The organism is Lysinibacillus mangiferihumi (assembly GCF_003049665.1).
Classification (GTDB): Bacteria; Bacillota; Bacilli; order Bacillales_A; family Planococcaceae; genus Lysinibacillus; species Lysinibacillus mangiferihumi.
In genome coordinates, this window is record NZ_PYWM01000042.1 from 22,949 (window position 1) to 36,267 (window position 13,319).

Below are 13,319 nucleotides of genomic sequence, written 5' to 3' on the forward strand. Positions count from 1 at the left end.
TTTCTCTCTTTCAATCATTATTATTCTGCAAATCACATATATTTTCTACATTTCTCTCTCCCTCCTCCAAAAATTTCTGTTAAATCGATAAATTTCCACAAAAAAAGCCTTCCATTTTATTAACAATGGAAGACTCTTTTGAGGTGCCAGGCACGCAAACAATTTGGGACTTAAAACCCCCTACGGTGCAAATCATCGGCATTCGTATATTGTGTGATACTTAATCTAAATGTTGTACTTGGAATAAATTATAGTAAGTGCCTTGCTTCTTCATTAGTTGTTCATGATTACCTTTTTCTATTAATTGTCCATGATCAATAACAAAAATATTATCGGCATGTGTAATGGTTGAAAGTCGGTGTGCAATAATAATCGTTGTGCGATCATGCACAAGGGCATCTAATGATTCTTGAATAAGTGCTTCACTTTCCAAATCTAGCGCTGATGTCGCTTCATCTAAAATTAAAATCGGGGGGTTTTTTAAAAATACACGGGCAATGGCCACTCGTTGCTTTTGACCACCCGATAATTTTACGCCCCGCTCTCCTACCTTTGTGTTATAACCATTTGGTAAGTTCATAATAAAGTCATGTGCATTAGCTGCTTTTGCAGCCGCCATTACTTCCTCATCAGACGCACCTGGTTTCCCCATCAAAATATTTTCCCTAACTGAATCGCTAAACAAAATATTATCTTGAAGCACAATACCAATTTGTGAGCGCAATGAATGGATTGTGACATCTTTAACATTATGTCCATCTACAAAAACCGCTCCAGCTGTCGCATCATAAAAACGGGGGATTAAACTAATAATGGTAGATTTCCCACCGCCACTCATTCCTACAAATGCAACCGTCTCCCCTGGTTTTATGGTAAAGTTCATATTTTTTAAAATTGGCGAACCATCCACTTCATATTGAAAGGCTACATTTTCAAATCGTACTTCACCTGTTGCTCGCGGTAATGGAAGGGCATTTTCCTTGTTTTTTACCTCATAAGGCTCATCCATTAGTTCAAACATACGATCCATCGAAGCGATAGATTGTGTTAACGTTGTGGATGAACTTACTAATCGACGAAGCGGTCCATAAAGTCGCTCAATATAAGCGATAAAAGCAACCATTGTTCCAAGCGATAATGATCCATTAATCACCTGGTAGCCGGCATAAGCAATAACAAGTAATGGTGCCACGTCCGTAATTGTATTGACTACTGCAAAGGACTTGGCATTCCATCTCGTATGATCTAGCGCTTTTTCAAAAAACTCACCATTTGCTTCATTGAATAACTGTTGTTCATGCTTTTCTAGCGTAAAGCTTTTAATAATACTCATTCCCGCCACTCGCTCATGTAAATAACTTTGCACACCTGCAAGTGCCTGTGAACGGTTACGTGTTAAAGTTCGTAGTTTACCAAAGAAGAACTTTACACTAATTGCGTAGAATGGGAATGCAATTAGTGCAACAAGCGTCAGTTTGACATCCATTGCTAGCATAATACCTACTGCAATGACAATTGTTGCAAAGTCAAGCCAAACATTCATTAAACCAGTCATAACAAAGTTTTTCGTTTGTTCCACATCGTTAATAACACGTGAAATGACCTCGCCAGCTCTTGTATTTGCGTAATACTTCAGGCTAAGTCGCTGTAGATGGGCATAAATTTCTTTTCGGATATCAAAAAGTACCTTATTACTCACATGCTGTGCAAAGTATTGACGGTAGTATTCTATTGGTGGACGTATCACGAAAAATACAATAATTGTTCCACCTAGCCAATAAAACAATTCCTTTGTTTTTTCTGTATCCGTTAAATCATCAGCACCAATAATATCATCAAGTACTATTTTTATAAGCAACGGAATAAATAACGGAATCGCAAATTTCACAATACCAATGAATACGGTTAAAAGTATTTCCCATGTGTATGGTTTGACAAAACGCATATAACGCTTTACGCTACCCAATTATCTTCACTTCCTTATTTGAAACCCATTTCTTAACTGGCTTTCTACATTCAAAAAGAAACAGACATTCACTATTGAATGCCCTTACGTATTATAGCAATATTTAGCATGAAGTACAGTTAGTAAAACTTTTGTGCTAACTATTTTTCATTTTCATCGCAATCTCTCTTTATAAAATACCCTTTACATGAAAAAAAACACCCATTAGTTAAACTAATAGGTGTTACTGACAATCATCTGCTTGCATATCGAGCTGAAACTTATATCGATTCGTCCAAGCATCGATAAAATCAGGTGCAAAAGGCCCTCTTTTTTGTTGTATCCAGCTAATTAATTTTTCGACATTGCGCTTTAAAATTTTATCGATTACATCTGGGTAAGACATTTCCTGTCGATGTTGTTCATATTCATCTTCATCTAAAAGGGTATAAGACATATCCGGAAAAACCTTAATATCTAAATCGTAGTCAATATATTTAATGGCATTATTATCGAAAACAAATGGTGAGCTTAGATTACAATAATAATACACACCGTCCTCACGCAGCATGCAGATGATGTTGAACCAGTGCTCCGCATGGAAATAACAAATAGAAGGCTCTCTCGTTAGCCACGTACGACCATCGGATTCTGTCACAAGTGTTCGTTCATTCGCACCGATTATAATGTTTTTCGTTCCTTTTAAAACCATTGTTTCTTGCCAAACACGGTGGATGCGGCCGTTGTGCTTATAACTATGTATTTGTATCGTTTCTCCTTCTACCGGTATTGCCATTTTTGAAGCCCACCTTTTCGTCTATGCTACCTAAATCTAGCAGTCTCTAGTATATTATAGCAATCTGTACGCGAAAGGTGTAGTTGAAAACTACAAATTTCACTGTGTCATGTTATTTATGTACAAATTTTCGTAAATTAATAGCAATTTCCATCATAACAACAACTTCAGGAATTTTTTATCTTTCTATATAATACGTGTCACCAAGAATAGAAAAGGGCTGTCCTTTTCATCTTTTCGATTGTTAGACAGCCCCTTAGAAGGTAAATGCAATTATGCAGTTACAAAGTGAGCGATTACTCGCTCGCGTTTTGGTTATTCTTAGCGTATTTGCCTGAAGCTTGAGCTTTATTCTGCTCAGCTTTAGCATTTTGCTTTTGCACTTCGTTGAAGTCTGTTTCATAACCAAACTCTTCACTTTGGCGTTGCATGTTTTTATTTGCTTGTTGGTTGTTGTTTTGATTTTTCTTCATCAGTCATTCACCTCCACGCTAATTATTGTGTACAGAGGTGATTACTTTTATGCTCTTAATTTTTTAAATTTTCATTTCCACTATTTGATCGCTTGCCATATTTTCAGCATAGGTACAGGCATCGGTAATAATTCTATTTGCTCACGTGTCAGCCATTCACCCTTCTCAGCTGTTTTACTCTTCATATAATAAGCATTCACATGCCAAGTTAAATGAGAGAAAATATGCTTAAATGTTAAAATTGGCTGGTGTGCTTGGACATTTAATTCATGATGTTGAGCAAATTTTATTAATGAATCATCTTCTTGTTCCACCATTGGAAACTGCCACATATTCGCGAGTAACCCTTCTTCTGGACGCTGTTCCATCAATATCCGTCCATCTTCGTCCTCACAAACAAAGACATCGTATGAAATATGCTTCATCTTTACTTTTTTAGATTTAATAGGCAGATTTTCGGGTTCTCCCTCGTTAAAAGCTGTACAGTATTCTCGGACGGGACATAATAAACACTTTGGTGAAGTTGGGGAACAAATAAGCGCCCCAAGCTCCATTAAGCCTTGGTTAAAGGAAGATGCATTTTCGGGATCAATTAATTCTTCAACAGCCGCTTCAAAAATCTTCTTTGTTTTTGGAAGTGCAATATCTTCATGGATATTAAGTACACGACTTAAAACACGCATAACATTACCATCAACTGCATGCTCGGGCTTATTATAGGCAATACTTAATATAGCTCCTGCAGTATAGGGACCAATTCCTTTTAGTTTTGAAATTTCATGCCGGTTATCAGGTACAATTCCCCCGTAACTTTCTAATACCTCACGCACACCCGCTTGCAAATTCCGTGCTCGTGAGTAATAACCGAGGCCTTCCCAATGCTTTAATAAATATTCCTGTGGTGCCTCTGCTAATAATTCTAACGTTGGAAAGCTTTCCATAAAGCGATTATAATAAGGAATTACTGTGTCAACTCGTGTTTGCTGTAGCATGACCTCAGACACCCAAATTTTATAAGGGTCCTTTGTATGCCTCCATGGTAAATCTCGTTTTTCTTTTTCGAACCATTCGACTAAAGATTGTCGAAATTCTGTTACATATGGATAATTCACAGTGACCTCCCGTGTTTTTACGATTTAATTTATGATAAAAAGGGTATACAATTAAGAAAAGCTAATTCGCATAATATGACAAAAACGTATTTTTAATACGGTAACATTTACCGTATTATGTGAATGAATACTTAGCGATAGAAAGGTAAACTGTATAAAGCAATATCAATATTGAAATATACATGTATGCATTGTACGCCTTTTTCACGCATGCTAGGAGTGGATAATTTTGGATTCAGGTACACATTTCGTTATGGGCATAGCACTCGGAGGTCTCGCTTTAGCTGACCCAGTAGTTGCAAATCATTCAATGACCTTTACCGCCGTTATGGCAGGTACCATTATCGGCTCACAAGCACCTGATGTTGATACGGTCTTAAAGCTTCGCAATAATGCGATTTACATTCGACATCATCGCGGTATCACCCATTCAATTCCAGCTGTAGTCCTCTGGCCAATTTTAATTACAATCGTGCTATCACTAATTATTCAAGACGCGAATGTGTTGCATTTATGGCTTTGGACATTTCTTGCAGTAGCCATTCACGTTTTCGTTGATATTTTTAATGCATATGGAACACAGGCCATTCGCCCATTCTCTAGAAAATGGGTTGCACTTGGTGTTATTAATACATTCGATCCGATAATATTCACTCTCCATTGCCTCGGTATATTACTATGGGCATTTGGGGCAAATCCAGTTTGGACATTTAGCGTCATGTATGGCATTATTATCGTCTATTATATTTTACGATTTGCTGTGCAAAAAGCGGTTAAAAGAGCCGTTCATAATACCATACAGGATGAAGATTATGTTATTGTAGCTCCTACAATGCGATTTTTTCACTGGCGCATCGCTGCAAAATCTAAAACGCATTACTATGTTGGCCGTGCGTATGGGCGAACAGTTAATATTTACGATAAATTTGAAATCAAACCATTACCGAAAACACCGACTGTTGAAGCTGCTATGAAAGACCCGAATCTCGATGCCTTTGTGTCATTCTCACCATTATATCGATGGGAAATTTCAGAGCTTGAAAACGGCTTAACAGAAGTAAGGTTAATTGATCTTCGTTACCGTAGTGACAATCGCTATCCTTTCGTTGCAGTCGCTCATTTAAACGATGCCAACGAAATCATTACCTCTTACACTGGTTGGATTTTCACCGAAGATAAACTTCAGAAGAAATTACAAATTGGCGCTAGCAATTAAAGAGTCTACACAAAGCTAATAAAGCCGGGGTATCCTACTAAGGAACACCGGCTTTATTTCTTTTTTAACCTATTCCGTTTTCAATTTATTGTACGATATCGTCACTTGTATCCAGTAAATGAGCGTATTTAGGATTGCGCCCTGCAAATAGATGAAGCTTATCACCATAGCTGATGATTAATTGGCGCACTAACGTTTCAGTATAGTCAGCCCCTCGGTAATTGTAGCCCGCTTTAGCAGACGAGGATTCAAAATCACTCCAAAGAAGCTCCACCCAAACTCGCGCACGACCTACAGACATTTCAGGGTTTTTTGCCAGTAATTCTGTTGTTAGTTTGTCAATTTTTTCTTGCATTTACTTGCCCACCTTTATTGGTGATAGTATAGAAACAGGTAAGGCTTCCTGATACTTATCGCCGCCAAGACGATGCCCCCAAGCAAATCGCCCTTTTAAATAATCCACTTGGAAAAAGTTGTTGTCAGAGCCATCAATGCGGTACATTTCCCCTGGGACAATCGTATCTAAATCGACTAAATAAGCTGCTGCCATTAAAGCTTTACGTTCGTATACTGCAAATTCATTAAGTATGCCTAGTTGTTCCGCTTTGCGAGCCTTTTCTTTAAGCTTAGCTACTTCTTCACGTAATTCATGCTCTGTCATTGCAGCATAGTTTTTCTCATTCATTCTTCATTCTCCTTCTCTTCTATAAAACGATCTATAATTTCTACAGGAAATCCCTTTTGATAAAGCGCCTGCTTCGTTTTCATTTTTAATTCATAACCAGTATACTTCGAGGCATACTTTTTCCAAACTTTTTCGCCTTGCACATCAAGCAATGCCTGCCATTCATCTTCTGCTTGTTCGATTTCAATCTGTCCAAGTACTTCATCTACAATAGTAAATGAATACCCTTTTCGCATTAAAAAATCTTGAATTTTGGCCTTTATTTGCGATGGTGTTTTCTTTTTTTCAGAACGAATTACTTTTTCAGCAAGCTGTGTGGCAAGCTTAACTTGTTCCTCATGGCTAAATGTTTCCAGTACTTCATCTTGCAAACTTTTATCGATTCCCTTTTTCATAAGATCTTGTCGAATAGCTCGCGGGCCTTTTTTCATGGTAGCTTTTTTGGTATTTAGCAATGCTATTGAATAAGATTCATCATTTAAAAAGCCATATGATTTTAACTTTTGGATAGCTTCTAATATGACTGCTTCGCCGAACTCTAGTGAGCTTAACTTTTTCTTCACCTCATGCTCACTTCGCATTTGATAGGATAAAAAATTCAGCCCTTTATTAAATGCCTTACGAATTTCATCTTCATAGGCAATTTCCTGAATATCAAATTCTTCGAGTACCTTCCCTTTTGTCAGACCAAATTGTATGAGAATTGCCTCATCTACTGGGAAAGCGTATTCCTCGTTCAAATATATATTATAACGTTCTGGATTGTTTTTTTGACGTGCAATTTTTGTAATAACACGCATATGAAACCACTCCTTTGCCTAAACATTATAACATCTTTTTCTTTTTTTCTATCTTTGTGTATAGTTGAGTTACATCTATTTGGAAAAAGGAGGGGTTCGTATGAAAATCGTTATTGCGGGCGGTACTGGTTTTGTTGGGAAAGCGCTAACCAAACTGTTACAAGAGCAAGGCCATGAACTATTTGTCTTGTCACGCAGCAATTCTAAATACGAAAATGGCATTCATTATGTCCAATGGCTACAAGATGGCGCACGACCAGAAAAAGAATTAGACAATATTGATGCATTCGTTAATTTGGCTGGTGTATCACTAAATGACGGCCGTTGGACAAAAAAACAAAAGAAGGCGATTTATACGAGTCGGATGGATGCTACATTAGAAATCGTTCGCATTATAGAGGAACTAGATAAAACGCCCGAAGTGCTTGTAAATGCCAGTGCAGTTGGCATTTATCCACCTTCCATAGCGACAACCTATAGTGAAAATTTTAAGGATTATGCAACTGATTTTTTAGGATGGACCGTTCATGATTGGGAACGCCATGCTTTGCGAGCTGAAAAACTAGGCGTTCGTGTAGCACTCGCACGCTTTGGCGTTATTTTAGGTCATGACAATGGCGCACTGCCTTCCATGCTATTGCCTTATAAATTGCATATAGGTGGTACGATTGGTTCGGGTGAGCAATGGCTATCATGGGTTCATATCGAGGATGTGGCACGTGCCATTTATTTTGCGATTACAAATGCGTCCATCAGTGGACCATTTAATGTCACAGCTCCTTATGCTACACGCATGAAGGAATTCGGACAAACTATCGCACAGCTAATGAAGCGCCGTCATTGGTTGCCAGTCCCGAGTTTTGCCATGCGTTTAGCTCTTGGCGAACAAAGTATGCTTGTCTTAGAAGGCCAGCATGTATTACCAACAGTTTTACAAGCGCACAACTTCGAATTTAAATTTCCACATTTAAAAGAAGCACTTGAAAATTTATTATAAAATCCGTGTGCAAAGTGCGACTTGAAGTAGGATAAATTTTAAAAAGTAACGCATCCTAAACGAAAAGGAAAGGATGCGTTTTTTATGTGGAAACAACATATTGTAGGTGCGGTAATTGCTACATTTATTATTGCCGCAGCAATTAGCTTTAATCCATACTTTGCTTCAGGCTCAGATGAATATCATTGGGGCATTAAAAAAGCACAGAATGGCGAACCAGCACAAGCAGGAGCACAACTTGACAAGCTACTCGACCAATATGGAGCAATTTATAAAGGAAAAACCGATAAAAAAGTTGCTTACTTAACCTTCGATAATGGATACGAAAATGGCTTTACTGAAAGCATATTGGATACGCTAGAAAAAGAAAAAGCGCCAGCAACTTTCTTCTTAACCGGTCATTATCTAGAAAGCGCTGGAGACCTTGTGAAACGGATGGTGCAAGATGGTCATACTATCGGCAACCATTCCTATGGTCATCCAAATATGGCTAGGTTAACGAGAGATGGTATGCGTGCAGAATGGCGCAAATTCGATGGGAAATTACGTGAATTAACAGGCATTGACCGTACAACATATGCCCGCCCACCAGAAGGAATTTTTAATGCGAAGTTGTTGGAAGTCGGCAATGCGGAAGGCTACCGTCATATTTTCTGGTCTGTCGCTTTTAAAGATTGGCTAAAAGATGAACGACGTGGAGCAGATTATGCCTATAATGCGTTGATGGAACAACTTCACCCAGGTGCTGTCATTTTAATGCATACCGTAGCGCAAGATAATGCAGAAGCACTTCCTTTATTTATTGCCGAAGCGAAAAAGCAAGGCTATACATTTTTATCGCTCGACGATTTAGTATTGGAGTACGAAGATTTCCCTGTCACTATGCAATCGTCCACTCCTTAGTTATAATGGGGAGATGATATCAGCATGTTATCAGTAACTACGTGCTGTACAAAGTTAAAGGACGTGGATCGCTTGACGCAACAAACAACGATGGAAGTGGGACAAAAATTCCCATTAACGATAAAGAGACTTGGTATTAATGGCGAAGGCGTGGGCTTTTATAAACGCAACGTTGTCTTCGTAAAAGGCGCTATTCCAGGAGAAGAAATTACTGCTCAAGTCACAAAAACACAACAAAATTTCGCAGAGGCTGAAATACTGGCGATTCGCAAAGCATCTCCGTATCGTCAGGAAGCACCTTGCCCTGTTTACAATGAATGCGGCGGTTGTCAACTTCAACATATGACATACGAAAAACAACTTCTTGAAAAACGCGATATTGTGATGCAAGCTTTAGAACGCTATGCTAAGCCGTTAGCTGCATCTGTAGAAGTTCGCCATACACTGGGTATGGATAACCCATGGCATTATCGCAATAAAAGCCAGTTCCAAGTACGCAAAGAAGGCAAACGTGTTTATGCAGGTCTTTTTACTGAAGGCAGCAACAAGCTACTGAATATTAACGATTGTCTTGTACAACATCCAATCACATCAAAAATTACAGTAGCAACACGTAAAATCTTACAAAAACTAAATATTACAATTTACGATGGTCGTACGCTCGATGGCTTAGTGCGTACGATTGTTGTACGTACAGGGATTCGTACAGGTGAAACGCAAGTCGTGCTTGTAACGACACGCAAAGAAATTCCCCACCTTGCTGAGCTTATAACACGCATTAAAAAAATCGACCCAAGTATTGTGTCGATTGCACAAAATATTAATCGTGAAAAAACTTCTCTAATTTTCGGTGATGAAACGATTGTGCTGGACGGTAAAGAAACAATTCATGAGGAACTTGGGGAATTAGCATTCGACCTTTCTGCTCGTGCATTCTTCCAATTGAATCCAACACAAACCGTACATTTATACAATGAAATTAAAAAAGCAGCGGCATTAACAGGTAAAGAAACAGTTGTTGATGCTTACTGTGGTGTGGGAACAATTGGTTTATGGCTAGCTGATCAAGCAAAAGAAGTTCGTGGTATGGATGTTATTCCAGAAAGCATTCAAGATGCTCGAACTAATGCACGCAAGCATGGTTTTAAACATACGAAATACGCGGTGGGCACTGCTGAAAGTGTTTTAGCGAAATGGCGCAAAGAAGGCTTTACGCCGGATGTGATTACCGTCGATCCGCCGCGCACAGGCCTTGCACCAGAATTTATTCGTACAGTTCTAAAACTAAAGCCAAAACGTTTTGTCTATACTTCTTGTAACCCCTCTACACTGGCTAAAGATTTACAGGAATTATCAAAACTTTATGATGTGGAATATATTCAGCCCGTTGACATGTTCGCACAAACTGCCCAAGTGGAGTGCGTTTGCTCCTTGGTTCTTAAAGCGGAACATCGAAAATGATATACTTTTAAAATTTTGTTGATTTTGATTAGGCGTAGTCTACATTTTGTAGACTGCGTTTTTTTACAGTTCTGCTTAAGCTGAGTGAATGGCACCGGTTGTCGATTGATTTCATGTGTTATAGTCTTGTAGAGCCCATGCAATTATAAGGAGGAGAAATGGATAACATTCAATACTTATCGCAATTTAATCTGCTTAATTCGCTCTCGATGGAAGATTTAATAGAAATGGAACAATTAACTTTAATAACGACTTTTCCGAAAAACACTTTTATTCAAACACCAGAAACTTTTTCGGAGGGGCTTTACTTTGTTAAAAAGGGGAAGTTGCGCCTGTATAAGGTAAATGCTCAAGGTAAGCAATTTACTTCGGATATACTCAACGAAGGTAATGTATTTGGGGAAATGGATATCATATCATTTGGTACCCGAGAGAATTTTATTGAAACGATAGAGGAAAGCCACATATGTTTGATGAATAAGGAAAGATTTGAAAATTTTTTAATTCAGCGGCCTCACTTTATGATGACATTGTTAAAAGTACTTAGTAATCGAGTTATCGGTATGAGTCAATTAACGCAAAATCTAGCTCTTGGGAAACTACATGACAAAGTTTTATATGCGCTTATTAAACTATCTGATCAGTTTGGACTTACGGGTGATAATGAGTATTACAAAATAGATTTTCCTCTTTCGCATCAAGAAATCGCCAATTTAGTTGGTGCAACCAGAGAAGCTGTAACTGTGGTCTTACAAGAACTTGTTAAAGAAGAAGTCATTAAGACAGGATTTAAAACAATCTATATTCATCGGAAAGCTTTAGGAGAGAAACATTTCTTAGACTGAAAAATGCTGGAGCGTATCAAGTAGCAAAGAGATTTTCAAAATGAGTTGTAAACAACATTACATCTTCCTTCTAGAAAAAGATGTATCGTATAACTACATACAAAATATAATACGATACGGAGATGACATAATGGAAAACACACCATTTCAAAAATTGCAAAGAGATTTAGATATAGCAGCTACACATATGGAAAAGGTGCTCCCAAAGGAAGTGCTGGATGCATTCGAAAAATCGATTCAGGATTTACGTACATCTGATTCTGGTAGGGGTTTAATAGCTGGAGTCAAAGCGCCTGACTTCACTTTAGTGGATTCTACAGGTCAAAAGATAACTTTGTCTGAAGAACTTTTGAAAGGTCCTGTTGTTCTGATATTTTATCGCGGTACATGGTGTCCATTCTGTAACCTTGAGTTGAAAGCATACCAGCGAATGAATGATGACATTAAGGCAATTGGGGGCCAATTGATTGCAGTTAGCCCTCAAACTCCAAACTATTCTGCATCTGTACAAGAAAAGAACGAATTAAATTTTCATGTTTTAAGCGACTTGCACAATAAAACAGCAGAAAAATATAATCTTAAATTTAAATTGCCTGAATATGTATATCCTATCTACAGATCGCTTGATATTTCACTCGAAACATTTAATGGTGATCATTCTTGGGAACTTCCAGTACCAGCTACTTATGTAATTGATAAAGCAGGCATTATCCGTTTTGCTAGCGCCGAAGCAGACTATAAAAAACGCATGGAACCTAGTAAGGTGATGCATATTCTTCAGTCCCTTTAGCAGCATCCTCGAATTAAAAAATTATGATGAGATAAAAAACAGTCTCTCAGTTAGCCACATTCGTTTGGAATAACGAGGAGACGGACCAAAAGCGATTGATAGTCGCCAAACTAATCAATAAAATAATCGTTTCCAACGTTAATATTACTATAGATTGGACGTTTTTATCATAGCTTAAATCTATGTTGTAAAAACACTGCAAGTTGAGTGTGTTGCAAAGCTTGCGTTAAGAAAATAAACAGTTAGAGCGTCTCAAAGTTTTTTGAGATGCTCTTTTATTTTAAATAAAAAAAGAGCTTCTTTCGCAGAATTCAGGTCTCCCACCAGAGAATCAACTCTCCTTTCCCGTATACAAAAAATGATTTCACTCCTTAAAACTACAACTTCAGAAGGTAGGTGTAGACTGCCTCTTGTATAGATAATCTCTCCTCTAGGTTCCTAATCCTCTCCAGAAATCAATGTCACCCACACTTTCACTTTTCAATGGAAAAAAACTTATCATCAAGCAGTTTTCCTAGATTGTCGTATTTTTTTACTCTCTACTATGTAAAATATCAAAATTGGTAGCATTATTTTTACTTTTAGTTTTTGCTTTTTTACCTTTAGCGTTTCTTTTTATTTTAACAAGGTAAAAAAACCACTATCTTTTAACGCATAATGCTCAGTCTCTTTATTACATACAAAAGAATATGCAATAGAATTTTCATGATCAAACTCTAAATAAAATTTTAAGCTCTCAAAATTACACAATATATTGCTAAAGGTTTCAAAACTTCCAAAATCTTTATTTTGTTTATATATTTCTATGGATTTTTCTAACGATTCTCTTAATATAGCCCTAGCTGCTTCTGTAAGTTCTTCTTTTTTTAAAGTTTTAATCGTCCTTTGAGAATCATCTAATAAATCCATTATCTCACTGTCACTTAAAAGGTCTGAGTTACGCATAATTTTCAAGGAATGTCCTCCTTATTCTTAAATTAAATCTTTTAACCATAATATCACCAATTACTAGTTACTTCTTGTTACTATTATTAATTCTCCTCCTATTCCACACTCGCTTCCGCAAAATCACTTCCTGCATCTGCGGGTATTTCACCCCATTCCGCGGGTATTCACTCTACTTTCGCGGGTATTTCACCCCATTCCGCGGGTATTCCACCCCATTCCGCGGGTATTCCACCTCACTCCGCGGGTATTCACTCTATTTTCGCGGGTATTTCACCCCATTCCGCGGGTATTCACTCTACTTTCGCGGGTATTTCACCATCACGCGGGTATTCCACCTCACTCCGCGGG

At 37.8% G+C, this 13,319-nt stretch carries 14 protein-coding genes; 6 read left to right on the forward strand and 8 right to left on the reverse strand.

Annotated features, from left to right (window positions below):
• Positions 1-220 precede the first annotated feature (220 nt).
• From C9J37_RS24525 to mutY, 4 genes are all read right to left on the reverse strand, one after another.
• Complete coding sequence (locus C9J37_RS24525) at positions 221-1,945, reverse strand: ABC transporter ATP-binding protein (protein ID WP_201262214.1); 1,725 nt, start codon at positions 1,943-1,945, stop codon at positions 221-223.
• A gap of 244 nt (positions 1,946-2,189) precedes the next feature.
• Positions 2,190-2,741 (reverse strand): nucleoside tri-diphosphate phosphatase, encoded by a 552-nt coding sequence (gene ntdP / locus C9J37_RS24530; RefSeq protein ID WP_024364550.1) that lies wholly within the window; start codon positions 2,739-2,741, stop codon positions 2,190-2,192.
• A 296-nt stretch (positions 2,742-3,037) separates the two neighbouring features.
• Entirely contained in the window at positions 3,038-3,214 is a 177-nt protein-coding gene (locus C9J37_RS24535) for a gamma-type small acid-soluble spore protein (protein WP_080653394.1), read from the reverse strand.
• Between the two features lie 80 nt (positions 3,215-3,294).
• Positions 3,295-4,326 carry an A/G-specific adenine glycosylase gene (mutY, locus tag C9J37_RS24540; RefSeq protein ID WP_107897506.1) on the reverse strand — a complete coding sequence of 344 codons (1,032 nt, stop codon included), beginning with the start codon at positions 4,324-4,326 and terminating at the stop codon, positions 3,295-3,297.
• 229 nt (positions 4,327-4,555) lie between these two features.
• Between mutY and C9J37_RS24545 the strand changes: the two genes are divergently transcribed.
• Positions 4,556-5,542 (forward strand): metal-dependent hydrolase, encoded by a 987-nt coding sequence (locus C9J37_RS24545; protein WP_107897507.1) that lies wholly within the window; start codon positions 4,556-4,558, stop codon positions 5,540-5,542.
• Between the two features lie 85 nt (positions 5,543-5,627).
• On the opposite strand, the gene C9J37_RS24550 is transcribed toward C9J37_RS24545, so the two are convergent.
• From C9J37_RS24550 to recX, 3 genes are read right to left on the reverse strand one after another with little or no spacing between them, the layout of a single operon-like run.
• The gene (locus tag C9J37_RS24550) at positions 5,628-5,897 is read right to left on the reverse strand and encodes a YfhJ family protein (protein ID WP_107897508.1); all 270 of its coding nucleotides are present in this window, start codon (positions 5,895-5,897) and stop codon (positions 5,628-5,630) included.
• Positions 5,898-6,227 carry a YfhH family protein gene (locus C9J37_RS24555; protein WP_107897509.1) on the reverse strand — a complete coding sequence of 110 codons (330 nt, stop codon included), beginning with the start codon at positions 6,225-6,227 and terminating at the stop codon, positions 5,898-5,900. It lies immediately after the preceding gene.
• Positions 6,224-7,027 (reverse strand): recombination regulator RecX, encoded by an 804-nt coding sequence (gene recX / locus C9J37_RS24560; protein ID WP_107897510.1) that lies wholly within the window; start codon positions 7,025-7,027, stop codon positions 6,224-6,226. The genes C9J37_RS24555 and recX overlap by 4 nt, the downstream gene beginning before the upstream one ends.
• Before the next feature lie 100 nt (positions 7,028-7,127).
• Here recX and C9J37_RS24565 point away from each other — a divergent pair, with 100 nt between their 5' ends.
• The 5 genes from C9J37_RS24565 (at position 7,128) to C9J37_RS24585 (ending at position 12,023) form a co-directional block, all read left to right on the forward strand.
• Positions 7,128-8,024, forward strand: coding sequence for a TIGR01777 family oxidoreductase (locus C9J37_RS24565; protein WP_107897511.1), 897 nt, complete (start codon positions 7,128-7,130; stop codon positions 8,022-8,024).
• A gap of 84 nt (positions 8,025-8,108) precedes the next feature.
• The gene (locus C9J37_RS24570) at positions 8,109-8,927 is read left to right on the forward strand and encodes a polysaccharide deacetylase family protein (RefSeq protein ID WP_107897512.1); all 819 of its coding nucleotides are present in this window, start codon (positions 8,109-8,111) and stop codon (positions 8,925-8,927) included.
• 72 nt (positions 8,928-8,999) lie between these two features.
• Positions 9,000-10,388, forward strand: coding sequence for a 23S rRNA (uracil(1939)-C(5))-methyltransferase RlmD (rlmD, locus tag C9J37_RS24575; RefSeq protein ID WP_107897516.1), 1,389 nt, complete (start codon positions 9,000-9,002; stop codon positions 10,386-10,388).
• 158 nt (positions 10,389-10,546) lie between these two features.
• A complete protein-coding gene (locus tag C9J37_RS24580; protein WP_107897513.1) occupies positions 10,547-11,233 on the forward strand; it encodes a Crp/Fnr family transcriptional regulator in 687 nt (228 codons plus the stop codon).
• Between the two features lie 130 nt (positions 11,234-11,363).
• The gene (locus C9J37_RS24585) at positions 11,364-12,023 is read left to right on the forward strand and encodes a peroxiredoxin-like family protein (protein ID WP_107897514.1); all 660 of its coding nucleotides are present in this window, start codon (positions 11,364-11,366) and stop codon (positions 12,021-12,023) included.
• Positions 12,024-12,638: 615 nt separating this feature from the next.
• Here the strand turns inward: C9J37_RS24585 and C9J37_RS24590 are convergent.
• On the reverse strand, positions 12,639-12,977 hold the full coding sequence (locus tag C9J37_RS24590; RefSeq protein WP_107897515.1) for a hypothetical protein: 339 nt from the start codon (positions 12,975-12,977) through the stop codon (positions 12,639-12,641).
• Between the last annotated feature and the right edge of the window lie 342 nt (positions 12,978-13,319).

Bases quoted from the DNA above. Each gene is read 5' to 3' on its own strand.
- C9J37_RS24585 (WP_107897514.1), top strand. From the start codon at position 11,364: ATGGAAAACACACCATTTCAAAAATTGCAAAGAGATTTAGATATAGCA.
- ntdP (WP_024364550.1), bottom strand. From the start codon at position 2,741: ATGGCAATACCGGTAGAAGGAGAAACGATACAAATACATAGTTATAAG.
- C9J37_RS24565 (WP_107897511.1), top strand. From the start codon at position 7,128: ATGAAAATCGTTATTGCGGGCGGTACTGGTTTTGTTGGGAAAGCGCTA.
- C9J37_RS24525 (WP_201262214.1), bottom strand. From the start codon at position 1,945: ATGCGTTTTGTCAAACCATACACATGGGAAATACTTTTAACCGTATTC.
- C9J37_RS24550 (WP_107897508.1), bottom strand. From the start codon at position 5,897: ATGCAAGAAAAAATTGACAAACTAACAACAGAATTACTGGCAAAAAAC.
- C9J37_RS24570 (WP_107897512.1), top strand. From the start codon at position 8,109: ATGTGGAAACAACATATTGTAGGTGCGGTAATTGCTACATTTATTATT.
- recX (WP_107897510.1), bottom strand. From the start codon at position 7,027: ATGCGTGTTATTACAAAAATTGCACGTCAAAAAAACAATCCAGAACGT.
- C9J37_RS24535 (WP_080653394.1), bottom strand. From the start codon at position 3,214: ATGAAGAAAAATCAAAACAACAACCAACAAGCAAATAAAAACATGCAA.
- C9J37_RS24580 (WP_107897513.1), top strand. From the start codon at position 10,547: ATGGATAACATTCAATACTTATCGCAATTTAATCTGCTTAATTCGCTC.
- C9J37_RS24555 (WP_107897509.1), bottom strand. From the start codon at position 6,227: ATGAATGAGAAAAACTATGCTGCAATGACAGAGCATGAATTACGTGAA.